Consider the following 26,059-nt stretch of genomic DNA (forward strand, 5'->3'; position numbering starts at 1 on the left):
CTGATCATATCTGTTTCACCATCGATTTTAAGCATGCTGACACGATTCAGCAAACAAAAACTGATACGCAGTATCAAAACAAAAAGCGAGGCAACCTCATGCTTACGCTAACTGCCAATGACGTTCGATTGGGTGCCACTGCCTCTGACTGGCAGGACGCACTGCAACAGGCTGCTCGAGACCTTGAGCGCGCTGGCCGGACTTGCCCGGAATACCTGGCTGGAATGAACGCCCGTGAACAACAGTCTTCCACGGTATTGGGCAACGGCATCGCCATTCCCCACGGTACACCGGAAAGCCGGGATGCCGTCCTTGAAACCGGTGTTCGCATTCTTCAATTCCCCGAGGGGGTCACCTGGCACGATGGTGCGCGGGTGCATGTACTGGTAGCCATCGCTGCACAGTCCGACGAGCACCTGGATATTCTCCGCCATTTGACCCGGGTACTGGATAAGCCAGGACTGGCTGAGAAGCTGGGCCATGCTACGGATGCCGCGGAACTGGTTGCCTTGCTTTCCAAAGCTCCGGCCGTTGCCAAATGCGACAGCGAGACGCTCTGTCTCGGAATAGATGCCTCCACACCGAACGAACTGGCCTTGATTGCAGCTGCACGTCTGCAGAGTTTGCGGTGCGTCGACACGGATTTTCTGGCCAGCATTGTCGGCCAACCGCCGGTGGATCTTGGTCAGGGCTTCTGGCTGACCCACCACACTGTTGGCGCCAGGCGCCCGACCCTTTCATTGGCAACACCAAAGCGTGCAACTGCGGAACTGCGTGGGGTGTTCTGTCTGGCCGGACCCGGTGATGAGTGCCATGACCTGCTGGAGCGCATCGATACTTTCCTGGCTGGTGATGAACCTATTCAGGGCCTGAGTGCTGAGGCCTTGTTGGCAAGGCTTTCCGGCGAGGCGGCCGATGCAGTGACGGCGAAAGTCACCCTGTTGAATACCCATGGCCTACACGCGCGACCCGCCAAGCAACTCGTCCAGGAGGCGCGTCGCCACAATGCCAGTATTCGGTTGCGCCTGTTGGAAGGCGAAGGTGCCGCAGTATCCGCTACCAGCCTGACTCGGGTGATCGGCCTGGGCGCCCGCAGGGGCCAGACGTTGGTGCTTTCGGCGACTGGGGATGACGCACGCCAGGCCATTCAGTCTCTGACCAGCGCCATTGAAGGCGGCCTGGGTGAAAAAGTTTCTCCATTGCGGTCTGCGGGTCCGCAAACCAAGGTGCCTGAAGCCGAACAGGCTCCCGCACTGACGGATGATCAGCCGGTTAAAGCGGTTGCCGCATCTCCCGGACTGGCGCTGGCACCGGCTTTCGTCATGCGACAGCCGACCCTTGAATATCCGCAATTTGCAGAAGATAGCGAACAACAGATCCAGCGCCTCAACCAGGCCGTCGATAGTGCTGACGGTCAGCTTCGAACCCTGATCCGTCAGGCGGAAGGCGGCGAAGCCGCGCCTATTCTCTCGGTACACGTGGAAATGCTTCAGGACGAAGATCTCTACCAGGCTACGTTGGAAGCGATCAACGAAGGGGCGTCCGCCGAAGCAGCCTGGTGGAAAGCCATAGATACCGCGGCCAGGGCCCAGGAAGCGCTGGCGGACCGTTTGCTGGCCGAACGTGCCGCGGATCTGCGGGATGTTGGGCGCCGGGTCCTGTCCAACCTCTGTGGCGTGGCCATGCCGACGCCGCCGGACACTCCTTATATCCTGGTGGCTGACGATCTCGGGCCATCGGATGTGGCTCGGCTGGATACCACCAGGGTGCGTGGCCTGGTCACAGCCCGCGGGGGAGCGACGTCCCACAGTGCAATTTTGGCCCGAGCCCTGGGGCTGCCTGCGGTCGTAGGTGCCGGTGAGCGAATACTGACAATCCTGAATGGCTCCGATCTGGTGGTGGATGGCGAACGGGGTTGCCTGGTGCCGAACCCCGGGGCCGAACGCTGCGAGAAGATCCGTCGCCGTCTGCAACAACTGGACGCGTTGCAGGCCGAAGCTCATGAGAACCGCAATCAACCTGCTACCACCGTAGATGGCCATACCATCGAAGTCTGCGCCAATCTCGGCAACACCGCCCACACCCCGGATGCTGTTGAACGGGGCGCCGACGGTGTTGGCCTGCTTCGAACCGAGTTCATTTTCATGGCCCATCCGGAAGCGCCGGATCTGGCCACTCAAGTCACTGAATACCAGCACGCATTCGATGCCCTGGACGGTTTGCCCCTGGTAGCCCGTACCCTGGATGTGGGTGGCGACAAGCCGCTGGATTACTGGCCGTTACCCCAGGAAGACAACCCTTTTCTGGGCATGCGTGGCATCCGCTTGTCACTGACCCGCCCGGACATTCTGGAAACCCAGGTCAGGGCCCTGCTGACTGCGGCAGGTGATCGCCCCCTTCGCATCATGTTCCCCATGGTGAAGGATCTCGAGGAGTTCCGAGCAGCCAGGGCCATTGTTACAAAAGTCCAGAGCGAGGTTTCGGCCAGTAATGTTCAGGTCGGCGTGATGATTGAAGTGCCCTCCTGTGCCTTGCTGGCTTCGACCCTGGCGCCGGAAGTGGATTTCTTCTCGATAGGTACCAATGACCTGACCCAGTACACACTGGCCATCGACCGCGGCCATGGGCAGCTCTCCGCGGAATCGGATGGACTGCACCCCTCGGTATTGCGGCTGATCCGGATGACCGTGGAAGCTGCCCATGCCCACAACCGTTGGGTCGGGGTGTGCGGGGAGCTGGCCTCAGATCCCCAGGCGATTCCGGTTCTGGTCGGGCTGGATGTCGACGAACTGTCTGTGACCAGTCGTCGGGTGCCCCTGGTGAAGGCCTGTATTCGCGGTCTGAACCTTGAAAACGCCCGACAACAGGCTGAAAAGGCGCTGTCTCTGGCGACGGCGTCCGAGGTACGTGATGCCCTGGAGGCCTGGTGATGGCCCGTATCCTGACAATCACCCTGAATCCGGCTCTCGATCTGAGTGTTGAAACGGCGCCCCTCGCTCTCGGAGAGGTAAATCGCACAGGTCATACCCTGATGGAGCCGGCCGGAAAAGGCATCAATGTAGCTCGGGTGCTGGCGCGTCTGGGCCATTCGGTCACCGTTGCAGGGCTGTTGGGAGACGCCAATGCTGCGCCCTTTGAACGTCTGTTTGAGGCAGAGGGCCTGCAGGACAGTTTTGTACGCGTTCCCGGCCAGAACCGAAACAACATCAAGATTGCTGAGGCTGGCGGCCGGGTAACCGATCTGAATGGCCCCGGTTTCCGGGTCCCGGATGACGCAGTTCAGCGCCTTCAACTCCGCCTCAAATCCCTGCTGCCGGAATGCGACGCGGTGGTCATCGGAGGCAGTTTGCCAGATGGCTTTCCGCCTTCTGGATTGGCAAACCTTGTCGAGCAAGCTTCCCAAGCAGACAAACCGGTATGGCTGGATACCAGTGGCGCGGGCCTGAAGGCCGGCATCAAAGCTGGTCCCTACGCCATCAAACCCAACACGGACGAGCTGTCTGACTGGGCCGGCACACCCCTGAAGGATTTGGCCTCAGTGGCAGCTACGGTTGACGGCATCCGTGCCGGTGGCGTGTCCGACGTGGTGGTATCCATGGGTGCAGACGGCGTGTTCTGGTCGTCACCGGCCGGCATCCTGAGGTCCCGGGTACCCCCGGTCTCGCTGGTCAGCACCGTGTGCGCCGGCGATACCTTGCTCGCAGGCATGCTCCATGGCGTGCTTGGTGGACAGTCTGAAGACACAGTGTTGGCGTTCGCCACGGCTTTGTCTGCCGAATGTGTGCAACACATTGGTGTCGGAGACCCCGGGGCCCCGGACTTTCCCTCCCTTCTCCAACAAACCCGGGTGCAGCCATGGCCCGGGCAAAACAACACCGGAGAGATACGGTTATGAATCTGATCATTGTGACCGCCTGCCCCCAGGGCGTGGCGACTCGTTTCCTGGCCGCCCGGGCCCTTGAGCGGGCGGCGAACCGGCGCGGCTGGTCTGTTACCACCGATACTCGAGGCCCGGATGGTAAAGCCGACAACAAGCCCAGCGAAGCGGCAATCCAACAGGCCGATCTTGTTATTGCCGCGGTCGGTGTTCCGGTAAATCTGGATGTCTATGCCGGCAAACGCTTGCTGCAGATTCCGGTCACCGCTGCCCTGCCAGACCCAGACGCCATCCTTTCCCGGGCGCAGGCGGAGGCCACACCCTGGGACCCGGCAATGGCCAGTCAGGAATCTATAGCAACCAGTACCGCTGTCGGCAGTACCTCTGCCGGTAAGCGGATCGTTGCCGTTACTGCATGCCCCACTGGCGTCGCCCATACCTTTATGGCGGCAGAGGCCCTGACCGCCGCGGCGCAATCCGCTGGCCACAAGATCCGTGTAGAAACCCAGGGCTCAGTTGGCGCCCAGGATCCTCTAACTGCCAAAGAAATCGCCGCTGCCGACGTGGTGATCCTGGCCTGTGATATCGAGGTGGACCCGGGACGCTTTGCCGGCAAGCGCGTGTGGCGGACCTCGACCGGTGCCGCCCTGAAAAAACCCTCCGATACCATCCGTGATGCCCTGGCCGAGGCCGTGGTTTTTGAAGGCGGCCAGCAGAAAGCTACCAGTGGTGCCGGAAGCGGCGAAAAGCGGGGCCCCTATAAGCACCTGCTCACCGGCGTGTCCTTTATGCTGCCCATGGTGGTTGCTGGCGGTTTGCTGATCGCCCTGTCCTTCGTATTCGGGATTGAAGCGTTTCAGGAGGAAGGCACGCTGGCTGCCGCCCTGATGCAGATTGGTGGTGGCACCGCCTTCAAACTGATGATTCCGTTGCTGGCCGGATACATCGCCTGGTCGATTGCCGACCGTCCCGGCCTGGCGCCGGGAATGATCGGTGGGTTTCTGGCGGGCGAACTGGGAGCCGGATTCCTCGGCGGTATTGTTGCGGGTTTTCTCGCTGGTTATGTAGCGCGCTTTATCAGCCAGAAACTGCCAATGCCCGAGAGCATCGAATCACTGAAGCCGATCCTCATCATTCCCTTGCTGGCCAGTCTGGTTACCGGCCTGGGGATGATCTATGTGATTGGAGAGCCCATGGCTGCCATCATGGGCGCCCTGACCGGATTCCTCGAGGGCATGGGAACGACCAATGCGATCCTGCTTGGTGGCATTCTGGGCGCCATGATGTGCTTTGACCTGGGAGGGCCTGTCAACAAGGCGGCCTATACTTTCGGCGTGGGACTGCTGTCTGAGGGCAGCGGCGGCTCGGCACCCATGGCGGCCATCATGGCGGCAGGAATGGTACCGGCCATCGGCATGGGTGTGGCGTCTTTCATCGCCCGGCGAAAGTTTGCAGAGGCGGAACGCCAGGCCGGACGGGCATCATTTGTCCTGGGATTGTGCTTCATCTCGGAAGGTGCAATACCGTTTATGGCAAAGGATCCGTTGCGGGTTATCCCGGTGTGTATGATCGGTGGCGCAATTACCGGTGGTTTGTCGATGCTGTTCACCGTCAAGCTGATGGCACCCCATGGCGGGCTGTTTGTGCTTGCCATTCCGAACGCGGTGAGTGCGGTATTGCCCTACCTGATTGCGATTGCGGTGGGATCACTGGTGATTGGTTTCGGTTACGCGTTGCTGAAAACTGGCAAGGCGGAAGTGGCGACAGCGGTAAGCTGAAAATGTAAAAATTGCGGCCCTCAGGCGAGGGCCGCAATTAATCAACCGAATACAAAAAACGCCAGCTTGTTGCCGTCCGGGTCTTTCACATAGGCGCCGTAGAACTGGTCCGGGATTCGCTGCCCGGGCTCACCGTCGCAGGTAGCACCAAGCTCGATCGCTTTCTTGTACATGGCATCCACATTCTCTTTGGAACCCGCGGGAAGGGCGACCATATTGCCGTTGCCGGGATGGTTGGGTTCTTCATTGAAGGGAACGCACACCGCGAGCATGGGGGCACTCATGCTTTTGCCGATAAAAGCGATGCGGCCCATGTCCAGAAGCACCTTGGCCCCCTGGTCGCTTAACAAATCGGCATAGAATGCCTTTGCTCGTTCCATATCACTGACGCCAAGGGTGACGTATCCGATCATACTCTTTCTCCGTTCATGGTTGTGTGGAGAGCCAGAATACGCTGTTTTTTGCCTGTCAGCTCTTTTCAGCGCCGATTTCGCTGACTACCACCTGATTTCTGCCCGCTCTCTTGGCCTGATAAAGCAGTTGATCGCAGGCTGACAACAGCTCCCGAACACCGTTTATACTTCTGCTCCAGCATACGACCCCGGCACTCAAGGTAACATTGAAAGGGGTGCCATCGTCGCTGACAAAGCTCTCCGTCTCCATGCCGATACGCAGGGATTCGGCAACGTGGCGGGCATCACTCAACGTGGTGTGAGGCATCAGAACGATAAACTCCTCCCCCCCGGTTCGGGCGACAATATCAGTCTTGCGAGTCCGTGTTTCGATCAGATTGGCCACCGTGCGCAATACCGTATCGCCGGTAAGATGGCCCCAGGAATCGTTGACGCTTTTGAAGAAATCAATGTCCAGGGAGAGTAATGAGAAAGGATGGTCGTAACGGGCGGATTGTTCTTCCAGTTCCTCAAGCTTTCTGAGCAGGTATCTCCGGTTATAGAGCCCTGTCAGTTCATCGGTAATCGTCAAAGCTTCCAGCTGGAATTCCAGGCGTTTCTGATCGTCGATGTCAGTAATAACACCGTGCCAGGTAGTGCTGCCGTCCGGATTTCTCTCCGGCTGGGAGACACCTCTTAGCCATCGGATTTCGCCGTCCTTGATGATCCGGTAGTCGCAAACCCATTCGCTTAGCGTCTTGCGGGAGCGCTCTATGGTTTCGTGGACTCTTGAAATATCTTCCGTATGAATGGCTTCAAACATCCGTTCCGGGTTGGTTCGGGTTTCCTCTGCTGTTAAGCCATAAAAATCCTTGGCCTTGCGACTCATGTAGGGGAAGTGAAAGCTGCCATCTTTGTTGAGGGTAAAGGTATAAATGACCCCCGGGAGAGATTCGGCAAGCTGTTGCAACTGGTGTTGGGAAACTTTCTCTTCCGTGACATCAAGATGTGTACCCATCAGCCAACGGCTTTCTGCCGTCTGGTCATTGTTGAACAGGGTCCCGCGGGTGTGGATGTAACGCCAGTCTCCGTCCTTGTGAAGCATACGCACCACGCATTCAAACTGGTGGGCATCACCGCTCAGGTACGCGGTCAATGCCTGGTTTGCTGACTCGATATCGGTGGGATGACTGAGCTTTTCCCAGGTCTGGAACGACAATGGCGAAAGCTCTTCCAGGGTGTAACCCAGCATGGTGGCCCAGCGTTCATTAAAAATGATTTCGCCGGTGTCCAGGTTGTATTCCCAGGTGCCTGCCCCGGTGCCGTCAAGAATGGCATTGAGCCTGGTTTCTGCAGTCAGGTGCATGTGATCCCTCACACGAACGCCGCTTGTTCGCGGCTAGTTGTGGCCCGAATGGTAACGAGCCCAATTGAAATTATTGGCCCAGTCGAGCGCTTCTGCCAGTGGCAGAGGTGGACTGTACCGGTAGCCCTGTCCGACATCACAGCCAAGTTCGAGGAGACGTTGTTCCTGCTCGGCGGTCTCCACCCCTTCCGCCACAGTGCGCCTCTGAAAACTCTGGGACAGGCGTAAAATAGCTTCTACGATCATCGAGTTATCCTGGTTTCCTATCAGATCGCCCACAAAGGTTCGGTCGATTTTTACTTCCTGGGCCGGCAATGTCCGGAAGTAATTCAGTGACGAGTAGCCGGTTCCGAAATCGTCCAGGGAGATGCAAAGACCGGTATTGCGACAGACACTGAGATTCTTCATGACGGTAGTGGTATCGTCCAATGCCGTCGTTTCCAGGATTTCAATGATCAGCCGGTCACGCACTTCGTGAGGGCACTCGTTCAGCGTGCCTGTGATATCGTCCGGGAAGTGTTCACTCAGGAAATGGGAGGGGCTGAGGTTGATACTGAGAGTATACGGCAGCCCCAGGCTCATGAAGTCACAGATCACGCTGACCGCGCTTTCCATCACGAACAGTCCAACCTGTCTGGCGTAGTCGGTAAACTCCAGGTGCTCCAGAAAGCGCGCCGGGGAAAGGAGTCCCTCCTCCGGGTGGTTCCAGCGAATCAGTGCTTCAAAACCCTCAACCGTTCCGGTGCGGTAGTTGATCTTCGGCTGGTAGTAGAGTTCGAACTGTTTTTTCGCCAGCGCTTCGTCAACCTGTTCGAGTACACGAACTCGCTCCTTGCGATTAAAGTGAGACGCCAGATCAAACAGGCTATAGGTATCCTTTCCCGAATCTTTGGCCGCATACATGGCTTGATCGGCATGCCGAAGCAGCGTGTCCGGGTCTTCGGCGTCATCGGGATAAACGGTCACCCCCATACTGGCCGACAGTTTCATGACGGCATTCTGGTAGCTGATGGGCCGGCGGATAGCTTCCAGAATCCGGTTGTAGACTGTTGAGTCTTCGACATCCCTGAGAACAGCGACGAATTCATCGCCCCCGAGTCTGCCGATGGCATCGTGTTGCCGTATAGTGGCTTTCAGACGTTCGGAAATGATCTTCAGAACAGCGTCGCCCAATGCATGGCCGTGGTGATCGTTGATGGCTTTGAAACCGTCCAGATCAATGAAGCAGAGCGCCACCGTGCCATGGCGGAGATTAGCCTCATGGAGCTCCTGGGTGAAGATTTCCGTGAGTCTCCGGCGGTTGGGCAACCCAGTAAGGGCGTCATAATTGGCGGCTTTTTCAAGGCGTTCCTGATGCTGTTGTTTTTCGTGATGCAGGCGCTTCCGTTCAATCAGGTTCCCGAGGGTTTGTAGCAGTGGCTCCAACTCTTCGGCTAGCCTGACCTTATATCCCCCGAGGCGATTGGCCAGCCCTACGAGCCCCACCTGTTGATCGCCCGAGAAGACCGGAATGCCGATATAGGCGTCGATGTTTGGGTGCCCCTCCGGCAATCCTCCACGGCGGGGGTCGGTGGTAACATCCTTCGAGACCACAACTTCTCCCGTGGTCATCGGAAGGGCAATTAGGGTATCAAGGCGGTCGAAAACCAGCCCTCGCCTTTCCACCTGCTGGTAAAGCGCCTGTGTTTTCGGATTCCAGGCAATGTTGGTGATCGCGCCGATTTTCAGATAAGGGTCGCCGTTGGGCCGGAACAGGGTTTCACCGATGAAACCGAACTGGCTGCCTGTGAGAGACAGCATGTCATTCAGCATTTGCTCGAAGGCAGCATGCTGGTTATCACTGGTAAGAAAGACGTTCAGGGCCCTCTGGATCGACCGGTTGAGGTGGGAAACCTCGACGAACTCATGGTTTTCGATCGACAGGTAGGTTCGCTCGAGTTCGTCTTCTATCATCGTGGCCAGGTTGCGAAGGATATCGAGGTCCAATTCCCCGAAATCCCTCGGCTTATCGTCGATAATGCAGATCGTGCCGATTTTGAAACCGGTTGGCTCGCGCACCGGCATGCCGGCATAGAATCGAATATTGGGGAAGCCGGTCACAAGGGGATTTTGCGAAAAGCGTGGATCTTTCGTGGCGTCCGACACTATAAACGCCTTGTCCTGCTGGATTGCGTAATCGCAAAAAGCAACGGAGCGGGGGGTTTGGCTGGCTTCGAGGCCCTGGCGGGATTTGAACCACTGCCGTTCGCTATCAATTATCGAAAAGAGCGCGGTTTTCACGCCATAGTATTGGCGGGCAATCCGGGTGAGCCTTTCGAACCGATCTTCCGGGGGCGTATCAAGGATGCCCAGGCGCTCAAGTGCTGTGAGCCGACGCTTCTCCAGGGTACTGCTGTCCATGGTTCTGACTCACCTTGTTTGACCAGACGACTGCTGGGAAAAAAGTTCAATGGCTTCTTCAACAGGTAACGGCCTCGACAGTAGATAGCCCTGGCACAGATGACAACCCATTTCACGTAACAGTTCGAACTGCTCAACAGTTTCTACGCCCTCTGCAATAACCTGAATATTGTGAGCGACGGCGATATCAATAATGGATTTGACGATCACTGCTCCTTTTTCCGTCGAGACCTCATCCACAAAGGTTTTGTCGATTTTCAGGTCATCAATGCCGAGGTATCGCAGATAGTTCAGTGAAGAGTAACCAGTGCCGAAATCATCAATAGCGATACGGACACCCTGGGTGCGAAGCGCATCAAGGTTATGATGGGCTTCTTCCGACCGTTCCATGACCGCACCCTCGGTAATCTCGAGTTCGACGCTTTCGATCGGAATCTGCGCCTCTGCGATGCTCGCCAATACCCACTTGTGGAAATCCGCCTGTGAAAAGTGTGCTGGTGTTATGTTGATGGCGACCGGTGGGAAACCGGGAATCGTGGCTCGAGCGGTCGATATAAGTGCAAAAACCTGACTCAGAACATACCGATCCAGCTCCAGGCCCAGAGAGGATTTTTCCGCGATGGGAACAAATTCACCCGGAGAGACAAATCCCTCCTTTGGATGGTGCCAGCGAACCAAAGCCTCATAGCCGGCTATCGATCGATCAGCACACTTGTATTTTGGTTGCAGATAGACTGCCAGTTGCCGATTCTCGATGGCATCCTTCAGCCCCTGCTCTATTTCTATTTGCCGATGAAGAACCCTGTGATGTTCGGAATCAAAAACGCCGATACGCTGGTTGCGTCGCCGTGCAGACCCTTTGGCGGACTCCGCCAATTCCGGTAATACTTCAACAACCCCGGAATCCGCAGGGTACATCGCAATCCCGATGGTTGCCCTCACGTTCAACTGGTTTTCCCGAAGTTTAAAAGGCTTCGAAACGTAGTCGACAATGCGTTCAGCAATAGCCTCTGCGTCTGCACGGCTGCTGACATGCAGTGCGACAAGGAACGTATCCGCTCCTGCGCGCGCGCAATGATTGGCGCGCTGAATAGCGCGACCGATACGGTTGGCAAGCTTGATAAGAACTGCATCGCCAATCTCGTAGCCATAACGCTGATTGATAAGGCTGAAATGTTCAATATCGATGAAGAGGAGCGCCCCGGGACTGGCGCTTTTGAACCAGACCTTGCAATCTTCAACCAGTGTTTGTTTGTTGAGCAAACCAGTTAAAGGATCGTGTGTCCTGAGGTAGTGTGCCTGCTGGAGTGCCTGCTCCTGTTCAGATACGTCGATGCCAAAGCCCTGTACCTCGGCATCATCGCTTCCGGGCGCCGAGGTCCTTCGAAAGCTCCATTCGACCAGCGTTTGCGCGCCATCTTTTCCAATCATCGTCACTTTGACGGCAATCTCTTCAGACGCATCCTTATCATTGAACAGTGAGGCCAGTCGTTGACGGATATGGTGGCCCGGTTCATTGAAGAAGACCGTGATGGGGGCGCCGATAATGTCGGTGTTCTCTGTGCCCAGGGCCCTGGTAAATGAGGCATTAGCAAAGGTAATGCGGAAATCGCTGTCGAGGCGAAGGATAAACTGTTTCTGCGCCTGGACGATTTCCCGATAGCGCTCCTCTGCTGCGGCAAGCTTGTCGAGTGCATTTTTATAACTGCTTAGGTCGTGGCAGATGCCGACAAACAGATGTTGGTCAGCAAGCCTGGTCTCGCCTACGGATAGGTGCATTGGGAAGGTTTGGCCGTTTTTCCGCTGGCCCCGGACATCACGACCGATGCCAATAATTTTTCCAACGCCGCTGCTTTTGTAGTTTTCAATGTATTGGTCATGATGCCGGGCGTCGGGCTCAGGCATGAGCATGGACACGTTATTACCCAATACCTCCTCGGGAGCATAGCCGAAAAGCACTGTCGCAGACTCAGAGAACTGCTGAATGATTCCTTTGTCATCGATAACGATAATGGCATCAACCGCCGCATCCATCAGCGCCGACGCCAGGCCTTGCTCAATCATTGTCGTCGTGCCACCTGGAATTATCCGTCATTTGAACCTAACGACGAGCTCGTGCAAATCGTTCGCAATCTGTTCAATGTTTTTCACGCATTGGGTGGACTCCTCACCTTTGGCCAGGTTGTTGGACGCCAGATCGGATATTTTTTCCACCTGCTCATTAATCTGGTCCGACACCTGAGCCTGTTCTTCCACCGCTGCCGCCATCTGCAGCGCCATTTCAGCAATGTTGGTGACGGACTCGGCGATATCATTCAGAGTGCTCTCGGCCGAGAGCATTTTTTCCATGCCTTCGTCTGCTGACAGTTTGCCTTCGTCGGCCTTTTGATTGGCCTCCTCAGAGCGAGAAATCAATTCGTTTACGATGCCATGGATTTCACTCGTCGAGTTGCGGGTGCGGGAGGCCAGACCTCGCACCTCCTCGGCTACCACAGCGAAACCGCGACCATGTTCCCCGGCCCTGGCTGCTTCTATGGCGGCATTCAGTGCCAACAGATTGGTCTGTTCGGCGATTTCCTCGATAATCTTTGCAGCGGAGGCTATTTGTTGAGTCTGTTGCGCCAATTCCCCGACGGAATCGCTGATGCCATGGACGGAACCCTTAAGGGTCTCAATCGCCTCCCGAGTGCCGCGAACAACAGAGCGACCCTCATTGGCAAATTCCTTGGCACTGTCTGCTCGCTCTGCGGTTGATTGAACATTTGATGAGACTTCAGCAATCGTTTGAGACATCTCGTGCACGGCCGCTGCAACCTGTTCGGTCTCGGACTGCTGCTGCTTCAGGGCCTCCTGTGCTTCGAAACTGACCTCCCGACCTTTAACAGAGTGCAGCCTCATCTCATCGGCAGAATCTTCAAGTCTGGTAAGTACCGCATCCAGGTGTGCTTGTTGGGCTTTCACTGCGACTTTGATGCGCCCAAGTGGCAGGTCGTCATCGGTGTAGCTCTTTGCAGCGAGATCATCCGTAAAGCTGTGTTCAAGTAGCTTCGTGACCGACCCCATTAGTTGCTTACGGGCCAGATGCATCCAGCCGGCATAAGCAATGACGCCACCGGCCAGAACCAGTTCCGAGAAGGTTTGCTGACCGGCGAGAAACAGGGCGCCTGCGACGATGAATACGAGGGCAAGAAAGATGGTGGGAGGTTGCACCCTGTGCCACAGAGGGATGCCGGACTTTCCTGCACGGATGGAGGCATACAGATTTTCCGCCCGCTCCACGTCTTCTCTGTCCGGGCAGGATCTGACGGACTCGTACCCGACCACCTTACCGTTCTCGGTTACGGGCGTAACGTAGGCACTGACCCAATAGTAGTCACCGTTCTTGCACCGATTTTTTACCAGACCCATCCAGGGTTGGCCGGCTTTCAGATGGGACCACATGTTTTCGTAGGCGGCCGGCGGCATATCCGGATGCCGGACGATGTTGTGGGGCTGGCCGATCAGCTCATCACGAGTGAAACCACTCACCTCGACAAACGCAGAGTTACAGTGGCGAATCTTCCCTTTCAGATCAGTGGAAGAAATCAGTTTCTGGTTAGGCGAGAAGGTTTTCTCGTTATCCGTGACCGGTAGATTCTTTCGCATGACGGGGCCTGATTTGAATGGAAACAGGAATGTTTACTATTTCAAAGTAGGACAATTAATGCAAAAGAACTATAGGGAGTACAGATTAAGGAGCTAAGGAAATTCCCGATTGCAATAGTAAAACTGCCCGGAATTCAAAGCCGAAGCACCTTATTTTCCAGTTGTTCTCATGTGTAACACAAGGTTTCGGTGCCTTTACCCCTAAAGGTTTGGCAACTTATCTTTTGGCCGGTTTCGCGAGCCATTCATGCCCCTTTAACATGCCATGCCAGTAAAGGGTCGGCAGCTGCTTGGCCTTCAGCCACCAGGCGGCTCGGGTAGCCTTGGTGCCATCGTTGATCCATTTCGGGAAGCTGGGCTGGAGTACGCCGCCGTAGCCGAATTCCGCCAGTACGATCTTGCCGTTTTCCACGGTCAGCGGGCAGGAACCATAGCCCAGATAGGCGGCCTCAAGGGGCTGGTCTCGGAGCGTGGCCACCAGGTTTTCCGCCACCACCGGCGCCTGTTTGCGCACCGCGGCGGCGGTTTTTGCGTTTCCGGTTCCGCTCACGTCGCCAAGGCCAAAAATGTTGGTGTAGGTTTTATGGCGCAGGGTATCGTCCTCAAGATTCAGCCAGCCGCCTTCATTTGCCAGTGCGGATTCCCGGATCAGCTTCGGTGCCCGCTGGGGCGGCACGGCGTGCAGCATATCAAAGCTTACTTCGCGGTCCTGGCTGTTGCCCTCGCCATCGGTTGAGCGGAAAACGGCTGTTTTCGAAGGCCCGTTCACGGCAACCAGTGTGCTCTGGAAATTCAGGTCGATGCCGTATTTTTCGACATAGGCTTCCAGGGCCGGGACGTAATCGGCGACACCAAACAAGACGGCTCCGGCGTTATGAAACTGGATATCCACATTGTTGAGCACGCCGTGCTTGAGCCAGTAATCGGCAGACAGATACATGGCTTTCTGAGGGGCGCCTGCACATTTGATCGGCATTGGCGGCTGGCTGAAAAGAGCCCGGCCTTTCTTGAGCTTCTGCACAATGTCCCAGGTGTAGCTGGCCATGCCTTCCCGGTAGTTGGAGGTGACCCCGTTGGAGCCCAGCGCCTCCTCAAGACCTTCGATGCCGCCCCAGTTCAGCTCCAGGCCGGGAGCGAGAACCAGCGCCTTGTATTGCATGGATGAGCCGTCACCCAGGGAAACCTGGTTGTTGTCCTGGTCGATGGCGGTCACCGGTTGCTGGTACCAGGACACGAAACTGGGCATGACGTCTGACATGGGCTTGGAGGTGACCTCGGGCCGGAAAACCCCGCCTCCCACCATCGTCCAGCCGGGCTGGTAGTGGTGCCGGATGGCTGGCTCCACGATGGCAATGTCGATGCTGCTATCCCGTTTGTGGATGCTGGATGCTACCGATATACCGGCTGCCCCGCCGCCCACGATTATGACGGTATGAGTTTTGACGCTGCCCGTGGTGGTTGTGTTGCTGGTCATGCCTCGAACCTCTTGTCTTTGTTTGCTCTGCGCGAGTGGTGTTTGAGATATATCAAAGCGTACCAAACTTTAGAGTCTAACGTTATATCAATAGGAAATATAAAGATCGGAAATGCTTTGTGTCATGCTTCAAGGGGAAGACTCTCTCAATCTCGACCTGGATGGCCCCGTGCAAAATGACTGAATGCCGAACTTTTACCCTTCTTGCACTCCTAATGCTGACAGGTCTGCTGGCAGGTTGTGCGTTGCCATCCTTGAAAGACCGCTCACAGTCTGTCGCTTTCGTTCAGGCGCAGACGGCGGATACGCGCCTTGGCAGCGCAGTTGGCAGAGAGATTGAAGCCCACCCCGATCTCAGTGGTATTACAACGCTGGAGGATCCACTGGACGCTTTCGTTGCCCGCGCTTTGCTCGCCGAGGCCAGCGAGAGATCCCTGGATGTCCAGTACTACATCTGGCGGGACGATATTACCAGCAAGCTGCTTCTGTACTCGCTATATCGCGCGGCCGAACGCGGCGTTCGGGTTCGGCTGCTTCTGGATGACAACGGCATCGCCGGCATGGACGATTTCCTGGCGGCGTTAAATCATCACGACAACGTCGAGGTTCGGCTGTTCAATCCGTTTGTGATTCGTAGTTCCAGGACTTTGGGCTTTCTGACGGACTTTGGTCGCCTGAATCGCCGGATGCACAACAAGTCATTCACGGCTGACAACCAGGCCTCCATTATTGGCGGCCGCAACATTGCTGATGAGTATTTCGGTGTGGGTGACGGTACGCTGTTCGCGGATCTGGATGTTCTGGCGATCGGGCCCGTCGTGGAGCGTGTCTCCAGGGATTTTGATCGCTACTGGGCGAGTCAGTCCGCGTATCCGGCGGATCGGTTGCTATCAGGGGCCGATGAGGAGGATCTGGATGCTATGGCAGCCGATCTTGCTTCCGTTCAACAGGATGCTGAAGCCCGGCGCTTCGTGGCTGCTTTGCAGAATTCAGAGTTTCTCAGGGAATTGCTGGACCGGGAGGTCTCTTTTGTCTGGGCGCCGGTAGAGATGGTGAGCGATGATCCTGCCAAGGCCCAGGGGCTCGAAGGAGAGCAGGGTCTATTGAGCCAACAGTTGGCTCTGGCGTTGGGTGAACCTGAAAAGACAGTGACCCTGGTTTCGCCCTACTTCGTCCCCGGTAATCGTGGTGTCGAGCTGTTTCGCGAGCTTGAAAGCGCCGGTGTGCAGGTACGGATTCTCACCAACTCCCTGGAAGCCAACGACGTCGCCCTGGTGCATTCAGGCTATGCGAAATATCGGGAGGCCTTATTAAAGGCGGGTGTGGAGTTGTTCGAGCTGCGCAAATTCAGATCGGAAGATAAAGACACCAAGTCGAGCCCTGGCGGCATTGCCGGAAGCTCGGCCGCCAGCCTTCACGCCAAAACCTTCGCCGTAGATGGTCAGTCGCTTTTCGTTGGTTCCTTCAATTTCGACCCCCGTTCAGCGAATCTGAACACCGAGCTGGGTTTTCTGATCAAGAGCCCGGAGCTGGCGACCGCACTTGAATCCGCCTTTCCCGAGAAAGTCAGGCTGGCGGCTTATGAGGTTATGCTGGATGAAGACGGCAATCTCCGATGGCTGGAGTTCACGGGTGCAGAAACGATCGAGCACTACCATGAGCCGAATACCGGCCCTTTCAAACGGGCATTGGTGTATCTGTTCTCTCTGTTGCCTGTGGAGCCGCTGCTGTAATCCTGCATGCCCGGTTACTCTCACGAATCTATCAGCGAATCCTTGAGTCCTCGTTGCTCACGTACTCTTGTGACGACACGGTGTTCTGCATAGTGAGTAACAAGTCGTTGCAGCTTTTCCATTCGCAGCGGCTTGGTGCAGTAGTCATCCATGCCAGCCTCAAGACACTGGAGTCGATAGCTTTCACTGGCGTTGGCGGTAACCGCGATAATGGGTGTGTCCAGGTTGGCGGCGGCTTTCAGTCGGATCTCACGCGTGGCCTCAATGCCGTCCATGACTGGCATCTGGCAATCCATGATAATCATATCCCACGGTTCGTTCATGGTGCATATTCCGGCCCATCGTGACCACCCATTCCGTTTGAACGTGACCGCCTGTTCCGGGCGATCGTGACCGCTCATTCCGTTTTATCGTGACCGATTTCGGGCGTTTTTCCGGAATCGCCGGTCACGATGCCGGAATCACTGCCAACACGCTGGAATTCTTCAACTTTATCCGGCATACCCGTTTCTTTTTCATCACGAGGAAGGGCGGATGCCGGCAGCGAGGATTTCCATGCGACAGATCATCGAGGTCTTGCGCCTCAAGTACGAAGCGGGCCTGAGCCATGAGCGCATTGCCCGTGCCTGCGGGCTCTCCAAGGGCGTGGTCGGCAAGTATGTCAGCCTGGCCACTGCGCAGGGCATCACCTGGCCGTTGCCGGAAGGCACGGATGAAGTACGGTTAGAGGCCCTGCTGTTCCCGGCCAAGACACCCCCATCTCGATTTGCTGAACCCGACTACTTCCAGGTCCATCAGGAACTCAAGACCAAGGGCGTGACCCTGCAACTGCTGTGGGCCGAGTACGTGGAACGCCATGGCGATAAGGCCCGCCGGTACAGCCAATTCTGCCATCATTACCGGCTCTGGCGCGGCCGGCAGCGGCGCAGCATGCGCCAGGTCCACCGGGCCGGTGAGAAGATCTTTATCGACTACTGTGGTCCCACCGTGCCGGTGGTGGACCGCAGCACTGGCGAGATGCGCAAGGCTCAGGTCTTTGTGGCCGTGCTGGGCGCGTCCAGCTATACCTTCGCCGAGGCCACCTGGAGCCAGAGCCTGCCGGACTGGATCGCCTCCCACCAGCGGATGCTGGCGTTCTACGGTGGGGTAGCTGAGCTGTTGGTGCCCGACAACCTGAAGGCAGCGGTCACCAAAGCGGACCGATACACCCCGAAGATCAACGAGACCTACGCGGAACTGGCGACCCATTACCAGACGGCGGTATTACCGGCACGACCCTACAAGCCCAAAGACAAGGCAAAGGCCGAAGCCGCAGTGCTGCTGGTTGAACGCTGGATCCTGGCCCGGTTGCGGCACCGAACGTTCTTCTCACTGGCCGAACTGAACTCGGCGATTGCAGACCTGCTACCAGCACTGAACCAGCGCCCGTTCCAGGGGCGATCCGAAAGCCGCCAGAGCCTGTTCGAAACGCTGGACCGACCCGCGCTGAAGCCACTGCCGGCAACGCCCTATGTCTACGCCGAGTGGCGCAAGGCACGGCCAGGCATCGACTACCACATCGAGATCGATAAACGCCTGTACAGCGTGCCTCACGCCCTGGTGGGGGTGAAGCTAGATGTTCGGGTTACCGATACGTCCGTTGAGGTCATGCACAAAGGCCAGCGGGTGGCCCTGCACCCTCGGCATGGCAAGGGCCGCTTCGTCACCCTGACCGAGCACATGCCTAAGTCCCATCAGGCCCATCAGAACTGGTCGCCCGGGCGGTTCCTGAACTGGGCCACTGACATCGGTCCCGCCACGCTCGACGTGGTACAGCGACAGCTTAAGGATCGCACTCATCCGGAGCATGGTTACCGATCATGCCTGGGGCTATTGAACCTGAGTCGACGTTACAGCCGTGACCGGTTGGAGCAGGCCTGTAGCCGAGCACTGGCCATCAACTCGGCCAGCTACCAGAGCATCAGCTCGATCCTGAAGCAGGGGCTGGATCAGCTCCCGTTACCCCTGGCCGAGGAGGAGTCGGAACTGACTGAGCTGCCAGTACACACCAACGTTCGCGGCCCCCGCTACTACCACTGATCCCGGAGAAACTGATGTTGACTCAAAACACCCTCGACACCCTGCGCCAACTCAAACTGACCGGCATGTGCGATGCCCTGGAACAGCAGCGGGCACAGCCCGACACCCACGACCTGGCGTTCGAGGAACGCCTGGCCTTGCTGATCGACCGGGAAGTGCTACATCGTGAAAATCGCCGTCTGGATCGGCTGCTGAAGGCTGCCCGGTTGCGGGTCCCGGCCTGCGTGGAAGACGTCGATTACCGCCATCCACGGGGGCTGGAGCGCTCCCGCATGGCGGGGCTGGCAAGCTGTGACTGGATCCGCCAATCCCTGAACCTGTGCATCACCGGCCCGACCGGTTGCGGCAAGACCTGGCTGGCCTGCGCCCTGGGCAACCAGGCCTGCCGGCAAGGGCTCTCGGTTCGCTACTTGCGCGTGCCGCGCCTGTTCGAGCAGGTGCGCATCGCCCACGGCGATGGCAGCTACGCACGGCTGATGAACCAGTTGCTGAAGACCGACCTGCTGATCCTGGACGACTGGGGCATGCAGAAGGTGACGGCACAACAACGGCAAGACCTGATGGAAGTAATCGAAGACCGGCACGGGCGAGGCTCAACGCTCATCGCGAGCCAGTTACCAACCGAACACTGGCACGACTACATCGGCTCCGCCACGCTCGCCGACGCCATCCTGGATCGGCTCCTACACGGCGCTCACCGACTCAATCTGAAGGGGGAATCACTGCGAAAAGCGAAAACACAAAAACCGGAATCGGTTGACCCATCGTGACCGCTCAGAGTACAAAACTCACTCCAGCGTGATGGCCGTGTGCAAATCGGTCACGATCCCCGGAATGACCGGTCACGTTCGCCGGAATACGCACATGGCGGCTCGTACAGCTTCCAGGCCGTTTTGGACCCCCTCTGAAATCACCCCTATTTTCTCAAGCTGTTTACGAAGAATCATCCGGTTACCGGCGTCGTCTTCCACTACGAGAACCCTGGGCACCTGAATCACGTCGCCAAGGCTCAACTGGTCAGGATCGTGGTGCTCTGACTGGTGAACATCGCCGTAGGGTACTGTGACTTCCAGCGTTGTGCCGTGATCCGATGTTTCAAGAACTCTCATCTGGCCGCCAAGGGCATTGGCCAGAGAACTGGCAAGGGGTAACCCCAGACCCACACCGCCGTAACGCCGAGTGAGGCCAGCTTCTCCCTGGCTGAAGGCCTGGAATACTTTCTCCCTCTGTGCATCCGGGATACCAGGCCCAGTGTCTGATACCAGAATCCGCAAAACGGAATCGTCTGTCAGTCTGCTCCCTCGAACCAGCACCTCGCCCCCTGCAGGTGTGAACTTCACGGCATTATCGATGAGCTGGTACAGGACTTTTTCAAGCATCAAACCATCCATGAAGACCTTCCCAGGTACTGAGTCTTCGATGCCGAAGGCGAGGGAAACCGGTTTGGCCCTTGCGGCTTCCCGGAACTCGTATTCGAGCAGGTCGAACAGGGACTGAGGCTCGAACACCTGGGGCGAGCTGAGCAGGTTCTCGTCCTGGGCATCAACGAAATCCAGAATGCCGCCGACCTGTCGGGTCATCCGCAGGTTGGCGTGCTCGATGAGACGGAACGCATCGTTCTGCTCCCGGTTCAGCGGTGCCTCCCGAAGCATATCCAGCTGGCCCTGGATGGTGTGCAGAGGTGTGCGCAGTTCATGGCTTACGGCGTTCAGGAAGTCATCCTTGATACGGTTGCTGCGTTCAAGAGCCTTACGGGCTTTTTCACTGACTTCGATCTGCTGGGCCTGCAGAGTGTCCCGTTCGTCGCGGAGGATTTTTATGCGGGATGCCAGGGCTAGTGAAAACAGAGCCATTTCCCAGGACATGGCTCCGGGGATGTAGTACATCACCCATTGGCTACCTTCAATAATACCCAGAGAATCCAAAGCCGTTACATTTTGAGCGATGATTAAGGGAATCCAGCCAATCAGAAAATACAGAGCGGGTTGGTATTTTTTCCTTGCCTGAATGAAGGCAAAAGGAATGAATGAAAGGTAAGCGGCCATCCCGATAGTTGCTCCAAGGAAGGCAACTGTCTTGAATGACAAAAAGGGCGTTGCAATCAGGAGACCCAGATAAATAAGCGATAGCAACCGGTACATCTGGTTAACCCATGGAGCGAGCTTCCCCAGCTGAAGGATTCTTGAAACGAACTGGATAGTAAGAAGGGGCATTAGGATCAGAAGGGCTTTCAACCAATTAAAGTGTTCCTCATTTATCCCCAGATAGGCCTGCAGGTTTGTTAGGCTCAACGAGTAGACCAAAACACCTACTGCCACTACCACGTAGAGTAGATAGATCGGATCTCTGATACTGAAGAAGAGGAAAAGGTTATAAACCGTGAGCGCAAAAATAACTGACGCTAAACTAACGCTCAGTGCGGTATGGAAGACCGCCTCGCTGAACAAGGCGGTTTGATCCAGAACTTTTACGGGCGTACTTATCGGAAAGTCCGCCTCGAATCGAATGTGAATATCCGAAACCGATGAGATCTTGGGTAGCTCGAAGATCAGGTGATGAAATGGAATAGTTTTCTGTTGCGGCGGTTCGAGAAAAAATTTGGGAGCCTGGGAAATTGGGGAGCCATTGATAAATACCTGGGCCCTTGAAGCAAGAGGACTTAATAGAAGCCAGCGTTGTTCAACTGTTTCAGCTGAATCTACCTTGCCCCTTATCCATACGAATGGCTCACGAGGCTCACTGGTAAACACATCGTGATTTATAGGAGACCAGGCCGCATGATTTTCCGGGGGCGGTGTTTCCTGCTCCCAAACTCCTTCGAAGACCTCCATCGTCTGGGTTAGATTTCTGGCATATCCCTGTTGCTCTGCGGCTGTTGCGCAAAAAGACAGCGATAAAAGGGATGAAAAAATCAATACCAGGAGAGAGGTCCCTCTCCGATCAACGTCAGCCATTCAAAATTCCTTGATCTACAGGCCCACACAGAACACCTACAGGTTTTGCTATCGGATCCCCGAACGATTGGTGCTTAGAAAGCAACATTCACTCTACTGATTGTCACGTAATCAGCGTTTTGTCTTCTTTGATTTGATAGGTGTGTCGCCAAAATCTATACTTCGGAGCCTACTCAGAAGGATGCTGTATGTATAGCTCAAGGTCAGGTTTTGTAAAGGAATCTCGCGCAGTTCTTGCATTGGCCGTTTTAACCCCCTTGACAGCTTTCGCTGGCGGTCTCTCCAATAGTGATCAAAGTGCCAGTACCTCCGGCGTCAGCAATGCCGGCAGTGTTGCCAACCCGGAAAATGCCTCCACGATTTTTTTTAACCCCGCTGGAATGAGCCGGCTATCCGGTACCAATTTGTCATTCGGAGCAATTCTGTTTGAGATCGATGCGGTGGGCAGGGACTCTGAAACATCGGCGACCCGAGCTAATGGCGATCCGGTTGTCGGCGATGGCGGTGGCGATCACGTTGAGACCTTTGCGGTGCCCAATGCTTACCTTACCCATGAAGTGAACGACTGGCTGGATATAGGGCTGGGGGTTTACGTCCCCTATGGTCTGGGCTTCGATTATGGGGATGCCTTTGCCGGACGGTTCATTGGTGATGAGATTGAACTGGTGTCCTATGGCGTGAGTCCTTCTTTCGCTGTGGACAGCGGAGAAGGTTTCTCATTGGGCGGCGGCATCAATGTACTCTATGCCGATGCCGAACAGCGCAACCCCGTCGATTTCAGTGGAATTGAGGCGCGTTTCTCTCTACCTCGCGGCACTCTGAACGATGGCTACGCGACATTGGAGGGAGATGATGTTGCATTGGAGTTCACTGTCGGCCTGCTCTGGCAGGCGACTCCTGAAACGTCGCTTGGACTCGCTGCCCGCACGGGCACCGAATTCAATCTGAAGGGTACCGGCACCATCAACAACTTCCCCACCCTGTCAGCCAGTGGTCTGACTCAAACAACTGTCTCTGAGCAGATAGAAGTCCCGATCACGATTCCTCAAAGCCTGAGTGTCGGTCTTGCTCACCAATGGAGTGACACACTTGAACTGCTTGCCGGAGCAACTTGGGCGAAATGGAGTGATGCTTCGGCGCTGTCGGTCGTATCCCGCGAGAAGACGCCGGCGGCTTTCCCTGCCGAGCAGCCGTCCGAGGAGCAGGTTCAGAGTTGGAAAGACACTTGGCAGTGGCGGGTTGGCGCAATCTGGCAGGTCGCACCAACATGGTCACTGAAGGCAGGCTATTTGTTTGACGAATCTCCCGTCACCATCGAGACGCGTTCGCCGCTGACACCGTTCGATGATTACCATCAGGTTTCTCTGGGTGCACAGATTCGCGATTTGGCAGGCGACTGGACGGTAGACATGTTTGTCGCACGAGTCTTTTATGAGGGCGATATTTCCATCGATTATAAGGCGACGGATCCTTTGCAGGGGCAGACTTCATTCAAAAGCGAGTACGACGTGGTGCCGTGGACAGCTGGCTTGCAGTTAAGCAGGGAGTTTTAACACGGGAAGGAATCAAAGCGGGAAAATGGTCGGCGTGGCAGGATTCGAACCTGCGACCCCTTCGTCCCGAACGAAGTGCGCTACCAAGCTGCGCCACACGCCGATCAACGGCCGGTATTATACGGATTCGCTTCGGTTTTACCAGCCCTCGGCGGATAAAAGGGCGTCCGTAAATTTGCTGAGATTATCATAGATACTGACATCGGCGCCGGGTATGGGTCTGGCGTCCAGGTGGCGTTCGGTGTCCAGTCCGTTACCGGTTCGCACGAGGACCGGACGACACCCTTCAGCGTGGCCGGCCTCCAGGTCCTTGCGGCTGTCTCCCACCATGATGACCCCTTCAAGGCTGGCGAGATGAAAATGCTCGCGGATCTGCTCCAGCAGACCGGTCAGTGGCTTGCGGCAGCAGCACTGGTCGTCGGGGTGGTGGGGGCAGTAGGCAATGAAGTCGATGCAGCCACCCTGGGCTTCCACCAGCTGCTCGAGCTTCTCATGCATGGCATCCAGCTCATCGGTGTCGTAGTAGCCGCGGCCGATGCCTGACTGGTTGGTGGCGATGGCAATGCGATGGCCGGCAATACAGAGCCGGGCCACCGCTTCAACGCTGCCGGGAATGGGGTGCCATTCATCTGCCGAGCAGATGTAATTGCCATCGTATTCGTTGATGACCCCGTCCCGGTCGAGAATGATCAACATCGCTGTGCGCGTGCCCCTTGGTCCGGCCTCAGCCTGCTGTGGGCAGCAGGGAGATATCCGCAACGCGCAGGAACAGGTTGCGCAGGCGGTTCAGCAGCGCCAGCCGGTTGTTCCTTACCGCCTCGTCGTCGGCCATGACCATCACTTCATCAAAGAAGTTGTCCACCGGTGCCCGCAGGCTGGCCAGTGAACTCAGGGCACTGGCGTAGTCGCCGTTCTCGAACAGCGGCAGAACCTTCGCGGCCTGTTGGTCGACCTGCTCGGCGAGGGCCTTTTCGGCGCTGTCCTGCAGCAGGCTGGCGTTGACCGTTTCACCGATGCTGTCGCCACCCTGTTTGGTCAGGATGTTCGAAACCCGCTTGTTGGCGCCGGCCAGGGCCTGCGCTTCGGGCAGCTGCCGGAAGGCTTCTACCGCTTTTACCCGGCGGTCGAAATCCAGCGGGCGGGTCGGACGGCGGGCGTGAACGGCCAGGTAGACCTCGGCGCCAATGCCCTGTTCGTCGTAGTGGGCACGGAAGCGCTCCAGCATATAGTCCACCACGGTGCTGGCGGTGTTCTGCTCGGTCAGCACGGTGAAGTTCTCTTCGGCCCACTCGCAGCAGGTTTGCAGGTCCAGCGGCAGTTCGCGCTCGATGATAATGCGCAGCACCCCGAGGGAGGCCCGGCGCAGGGCGAACGGGTCCCGTGTGCCGGATGGCGGCTGGTTGATGCCGAACAGGCCCACCAGGGAGTCCAGACGGTCCGCGATGGCAATGGCACAGCCGGTCAGGGTTGTTGGCAAATCGTCGCCAGCGAAACGGGGCATGTACTGTTCGTTCAGTGCCTTGGCCACGTCTTCCGGTTCGCCGTCATTGGCGGCGTAGTATTGGCCCATGATGCCCTGCAGGTCGGTGAACTCCAGGACCATTTCGGTGACCAGGTCGGTCTTCGCCAGCATGGCGGCGCGCTCGGCGAGGGCCGGATCACTGCCGATGGCGTCGGCGATTTTCTTGGCCAGTGCGGCAACGCGCACAGACTTGTCGTAGATACTGCCCAGTTTTTCCTGGAACACGATGGGCTTGAGGGCGTCGATGCGATCCTCGAGTTTGGTCTTCCGGTCGGTCTCGTAGAAGAACGCGGCATCGGAGAGCCGGGGCCGGATCACTTTCTCGTTACCGGAAACAACCTGTGACGGGTCCTTGCTTTCGATGTTTGCCACGGTGATGAACAGCGGCAGCATTTCCCCGTCGGCGGCCACCACGTGGAAGTACTTCTGGTGTTCCTTCATAGAGGAAATCAGGGCCTCCGCTGGAACCTCAAGGAACCGTTCCTCGAATCGGCCCATCAACGGCACTGGCCACTCGTTGAGCGCGGTGACTTCGTCCAGCAGGTCCTCATCGATGACGGCCTTGCCACCGGCTTCCTTCTCGGCCAGCTCGGTGACGCCGGCACGGATCTGTTCCCGGCGCTCGGCGAAATCGGCAATCACATAGCCTTCCTGCTTGAGGACGACTTCGTAATCACTCGGCGTAGGTACGATCAGGGATTTCGGGCAATGGAAGCGGTGACCGCGGGTCTTGTTGCCCGGAGTCAGGCCCATGATGGGCGCCTCAATCACCTTGTTGCCGAACAGCATTACTACCCAGTGGACCGGACGCACGAACTCGGTACGGTGGGCACCCCAGCGCATGCGCTTGGGAATCGGCAGGCCGGCCAGTGATTGCTCCACCAGTTCCGGCATCAGCTCTACGGTGGGCTTGCCCTGTTCGACTGTGCGGTAGACCACCCAGGCACCCTTGTCGGTTTCCAGGGTGTCGAGCTGGTCCGGGGTCACGCCCAGAGAGGTGGCAAAGCCGGTCAGCGCGCGGGTCGGATTGCCGGCATCATCAAAGGCCGCCTTGACGGCAGGGCCACGTTTTTCAACCGACTTGTCCGGCTGGGAGTCAGCCAGATCCCGGATGCGCACGGCCAGACGGCGCGGAGCGGCAAAGGCTTCAACTTTGCCGAATTCGATGCCCGCTTCTTCCAGGCCCCGGGCAATGCCCTGGGTGAAGGCGTCAGACAGCGGCTTGAGGGCCTTGGGGGGCAGCTCTTCGGTGCCCAGTTCGACCAGAAAATCCTGTGTTGCCATGG

General features: G+C 57.1%; 17 protein-coding genes and 1 tRNA gene. 7 read left to right on the forward strand and 11 right to left on the reverse strand.

The window, feature by feature from the left end; translation table 11 throughout:
• The first annotated feature begins 98 nt into the window (after window positions 1–98).
• Genes ptsP through ACP86_RS09230 form a run of 3 tightly spaced genes read left to right on the forward strand, consistent with a single transcriptional unit; the run spans window position 99 to window position 5,655 of the window.
• Window positions 99–2,930, forward strand: coding sequence for a phosphoenolpyruvate--protein phosphotransferase (gene ptsP, locus ACP86_RS09220; RefSeq protein ID WP_053115504.1), 2,832 nt, complete (start codon window positions 99–101; stop codon window positions 2,928–2,930).
• Complete coding sequence (pfkB, locus tag ACP86_RS09225) at window positions 2,930–3,895, forward strand: 1-phosphofructokinase (RefSeq protein ID WP_053113414.1); 966 nt, start codon at window positions 2,930–2,932, stop codon at window positions 3,893–3,895. The genes ptsP and pfkB overlap by 1 nt, the downstream gene beginning before the upstream one ends.
• Window positions 3,892–5,655: a PTS fructose-like transporter subunit IIB gene (locus tag ACP86_RS09230; RefSeq protein ID WP_053113415.1), complete on the forward strand. Its 1,764-nt coding sequence runs from the start codon at window positions 3,892–3,894 to the stop codon at window positions 5,653–5,655. The genes pfkB and ACP86_RS09230 overlap by 4 nt, the downstream gene beginning before the upstream one ends.
• Before the next feature lie 41 nt (window positions 5,656–5,696).
• Here ACP86_RS09230 and ACP86_RS09235 read toward each other — a convergent pair whose 3' ends face one another.
• The 6 genes from ACP86_RS09235 to ACP86_RS09260 all read right to left on the reverse strand — a co-directional run bounded on the left by ACP86_RS09235 (window position 5,697) and on the right by ACP86_RS09260 (window position 14,932).
• On the reverse strand, window positions 5,697–6,068 hold the full coding sequence (locus ACP86_RS09235; RefSeq protein ID WP_053113416.1) for a VOC family protein: 372 nt from the start codon (window positions 6,066–6,068) through the stop codon (window positions 5,697–5,699).
• A 55-nt stretch (window positions 6,069–6,123) separates the two neighbouring features.
• Window positions 6,124–7,413, reverse strand: a complete 1,290-nt coding sequence (locus ACP86_RS09240) for a sensor domain-containing diguanylate cyclase (protein ID WP_053113417.1) — start codon at window positions 7,411–7,413, stop codon at window positions 6,124–6,126.
• A gap of 33 nt (window positions 7,414–7,446) precedes the next feature.
• The gene (locus tag ACP86_RS09245; RefSeq protein ID WP_053113418.1) at window positions 7,447–9,813 is read right to left on the reverse strand and encodes an EAL domain-containing protein; all 2,367 of its coding nucleotides are present in this window, start codon (window positions 9,811–9,813) and stop codon (window positions 7,447–7,449) included.
• Between the two features lie 9 nt (window positions 9,814–9,822).
• Window positions 9,823–11,877, reverse strand: coding sequence for a putative bifunctional diguanylate cyclase/phosphodiesterase (locus ACP86_RS09250; protein WP_053113419.1), 2,055 nt, complete (start codon window positions 11,875–11,877; stop codon window positions 9,823–9,825).
• A gap of 27 nt (window positions 11,878–11,904) precedes the next feature.
• Window positions 11,905–13,458 carry a PAS domain-containing methyl-accepting chemotaxis protein gene (locus ACP86_RS09255; RefSeq protein ID WP_053113420.1) on the reverse strand — a complete coding sequence of 518 codons (1,554 nt, stop codon included), beginning with the start codon at window positions 13,456–13,458 and terminating at the stop codon, window positions 11,905–11,907.
• A gap of 217 nt (window positions 13,459–13,675) precedes the next feature.
• The gene (locus ACP86_RS09260; RefSeq protein WP_053113421.1) at window positions 13,676–14,932 is read right to left on the reverse strand and encodes an FAD/NAD(P)-binding oxidoreductase; all 1,257 of its coding nucleotides are present in this window, start codon (window positions 14,930–14,932) and stop codon (window positions 13,676–13,678) included.
• A 176-nt stretch (window positions 14,933–15,108) separates the two neighbouring features.
• On the opposite strand from ACP86_RS09260, the gene ACP86_RS09265 reads away from it, so the two are divergent.
• A complete protein-coding gene (locus ACP86_RS09265; RefSeq protein ID WP_053113422.1) occupies window positions 15,109–16,665 on the forward strand; it encodes a phospholipase D family protein in 1,557 nt (518 codons plus the stop codon).
• 20 nt (window positions 16,666–16,685) lie between these two features.
• Here ACP86_RS09265 and ACP86_RS09270 read toward each other — a convergent pair whose 3' ends face one another.
• A complete protein-coding gene (locus ACP86_RS09270; RefSeq protein ID WP_053113423.1) occupies window positions 16,686–16,988 on the reverse strand; it encodes a response regulator in 303 nt (100 codons plus the stop codon).
• Window positions 16,989–17,199: 211 nt separating this feature from the next.
• On the opposite strand from ACP86_RS09270, the gene istA reads away from it, so the two are divergent.
• Entirely contained in the window at window positions 17,200–18,744 is a 1,545-nt protein-coding gene (istA, locus tag ACP86_RS09275) for an IS21 family transposase (RefSeq protein ID WP_167352708.1), read from the forward strand.
• 14 nt (window positions 18,745–18,758) lie between these two features.
• Window positions 18,759–19,514 carry an IS21-like element helper ATPase IstB gene (istB, locus tag ACP86_RS09280; RefSeq protein WP_053113424.1) on the forward strand — a complete coding sequence of 252 codons (756 nt, stop codon included), beginning with the start codon at window positions 18,759–18,761 and terminating at the stop codon, window positions 19,512–19,514.
• A gap of 72 nt (window positions 19,515–19,586) precedes the next feature.
• On the opposite strand, the gene ACP86_RS09285 is transcribed toward istB, so the two are convergent.
• A complete protein-coding gene (locus ACP86_RS09285; RefSeq protein WP_053113425.1) occupies window positions 19,587–21,698 on the reverse strand; it encodes a 7TM diverse intracellular signaling domain-containing protein in 2,112 nt (703 codons plus the stop codon).
• Between the two features lie 188 nt (window positions 21,699–21,886).
• On the opposite strand from ACP86_RS09285, the gene ACP86_RS09290 reads away from it, so the two are divergent.
• Window positions 21,887–23,251: an OmpP1/FadL family transporter gene (locus ACP86_RS09290; RefSeq protein ID WP_075267625.1), complete on the forward strand. Its 1,365-nt coding sequence runs from the start codon at window positions 21,887–21,889 to the stop codon at window positions 23,249–23,251.
• Between the two features lie 26 nt (window positions 23,252–23,277).
• Here ACP86_RS09290 and ACP86_RS09295 read toward each other — a convergent pair.
• The 3 genes from ACP86_RS09295 to glyS all read right to left on the reverse strand — a co-directional run bounded on the left by ACP86_RS09295 (window position 23,278) and on the right by glyS (window position 26,057).
• A tRNA-Pro gene (locus ACP86_RS09295) sits at window positions 23,278–23,354 on the reverse strand.
• A gap of 35 nt (window positions 23,355–23,389) precedes the next feature.
• Window positions 23,390–23,947, reverse strand: a complete 558-nt coding sequence (gmhB, locus tag ACP86_RS09300; protein ID WP_014578870.1) for a D-glycero-beta-D-manno-heptose 1,7-bisphosphate 7-phosphatase — start codon at window positions 23,945–23,947, stop codon at window positions 23,390–23,392.
• A gap of 28 nt (window positions 23,948–23,975) precedes the next feature.
• Window positions 23,976–26,057, reverse strand: coding sequence for a glycine--tRNA ligase subunit beta (glyS, locus tag ACP86_RS09305; RefSeq protein WP_053113427.1), 2,082 nt, complete (start codon window positions 26,055–26,057; stop codon window positions 23,976–23,978).
• Window positions 26,058–26,059: the final 2 nt, after the last annotated feature.

This window comes from Marinobacter sp. CP1, from assembly GCF_001266795.1.
Classification (GTDB): Bacteria; Pseudomonadota; Gammaproteobacteria; order Pseudomonadales; family Oleiphilaceae; genus Marinobacter; species Marinobacter flavimaris.

What these genes read in the sequence shown, in the direction of transcription:
- ptsP (WP_053115504.1), top strand. Translation starts at nt 99, where the DNA reads ATGCTTACGCTAACTGCCAATGACGTTCGATTGGGTGCCACTGCCTCT.
- pfkB (WP_053113414.1), top strand. Translation starts at nt 2,930, where the DNA reads ATGGCCCGTATCCTGACAATCACCCTGAATCCGGCTCTCGATCTGAGT.
- ACP86_RS09230 (WP_053113415.1), top strand. Translation starts at nt 3,892, where the DNA reads ATGAATCTGATCATTGTGACCGCCTGCCCCCAGGGCGTGGCGACTCGT.
- ACP86_RS09235 (WP_053113416.1), bottom strand. Translation starts at nt 6,068, where the DNA reads ATGATCGGATACGTCACCCTTGGCGTCAGTGATATGGAACGAGCAAAG.
- ACP86_RS09240 (WP_053113417.1), bottom strand. Translation starts at nt 7,413, where the DNA reads ATGCACCTGACTGCAGAAACCAGGCTCAATGCCATTCTTGACGGCACC.
- ACP86_RS09245 (WP_053113418.1), bottom strand. Translation starts at nt 9,813, where the DNA reads ATGGACAGCAGTACCCTGGAGAAGCGTCGGCTCACAGCACTTGAGCGC.
- ACP86_RS09250 (WP_053113419.1), bottom strand. Translation starts at nt 11,877, where the DNA reads ATGATTGAGCAAGGCCTGGCGTCGGCGCTGATGGATGCGGCGGTTGAT.
- ACP86_RS09255 (WP_053113420.1), bottom strand. Translation starts at nt 13,458, where the DNA reads ATGCGAAAGAATCTACCGGTCACGGATAACGAGAAAACCTTCTCGCCT.
- ACP86_RS09260 (WP_053113421.1), bottom strand. Translation starts at nt 14,932, where the DNA reads ATGACCAGCAACACAACCACCACGGGCAGCGTCAAAACTCATACCGTC.
- ACP86_RS09265 (WP_053113422.1), top strand. Translation starts at nt 15,109, where the DNA reads ATGACTGAATGCCGAACTTTTACCCTTCTTGCACTCCTAATGCTGACA.
- ACP86_RS09270 (WP_053113423.1), bottom strand. Translation starts at nt 16,988, where the DNA reads ATGAACGAACCGTGGGATATGATTATCATGGATTGCCAGATGCCAGTC.
- istA (WP_167352708.1), top strand. Translation starts at nt 17,200, where the DNA reads ATGCCGGCAGCGAGGATTTCCATGCGACAGATCATCGAGGTCTTGCGC.
- istB (WP_053113424.1), top strand. Translation starts at nt 18,759, where the DNA reads ATGTTGACTCAAAACACCCTCGACACCCTGCGCCAACTCAAACTGACC.
- ACP86_RS09285 (WP_053113425.1), bottom strand. Translation starts at nt 21,698, where the DNA reads ATGGCTGACGTTGATCGGAGAGGGACCTCTCTCCTGGTATTGATTTTT.
- ACP86_RS09290 (WP_075267625.1), top strand. Translation starts at nt 21,887, where the DNA reads ATGTATAGCTCAAGGTCAGGTTTTGTAAAGGAATCTCGCGCAGTTCTT.
- gmhB (WP_014578870.1), bottom strand. Translation starts at nt 23,947, where the DNA reads ATGTTGATCATTCTCGACCGGGACGGGGTCATCAACGAATACGATGGC.
- glyS (WP_053113427.1), bottom strand. Translation starts at nt 26,057, where the DNA reads ATGGCAACACAGGATTTTCTGGTCGAACTGGGCACCGAAGAGCTGCCC.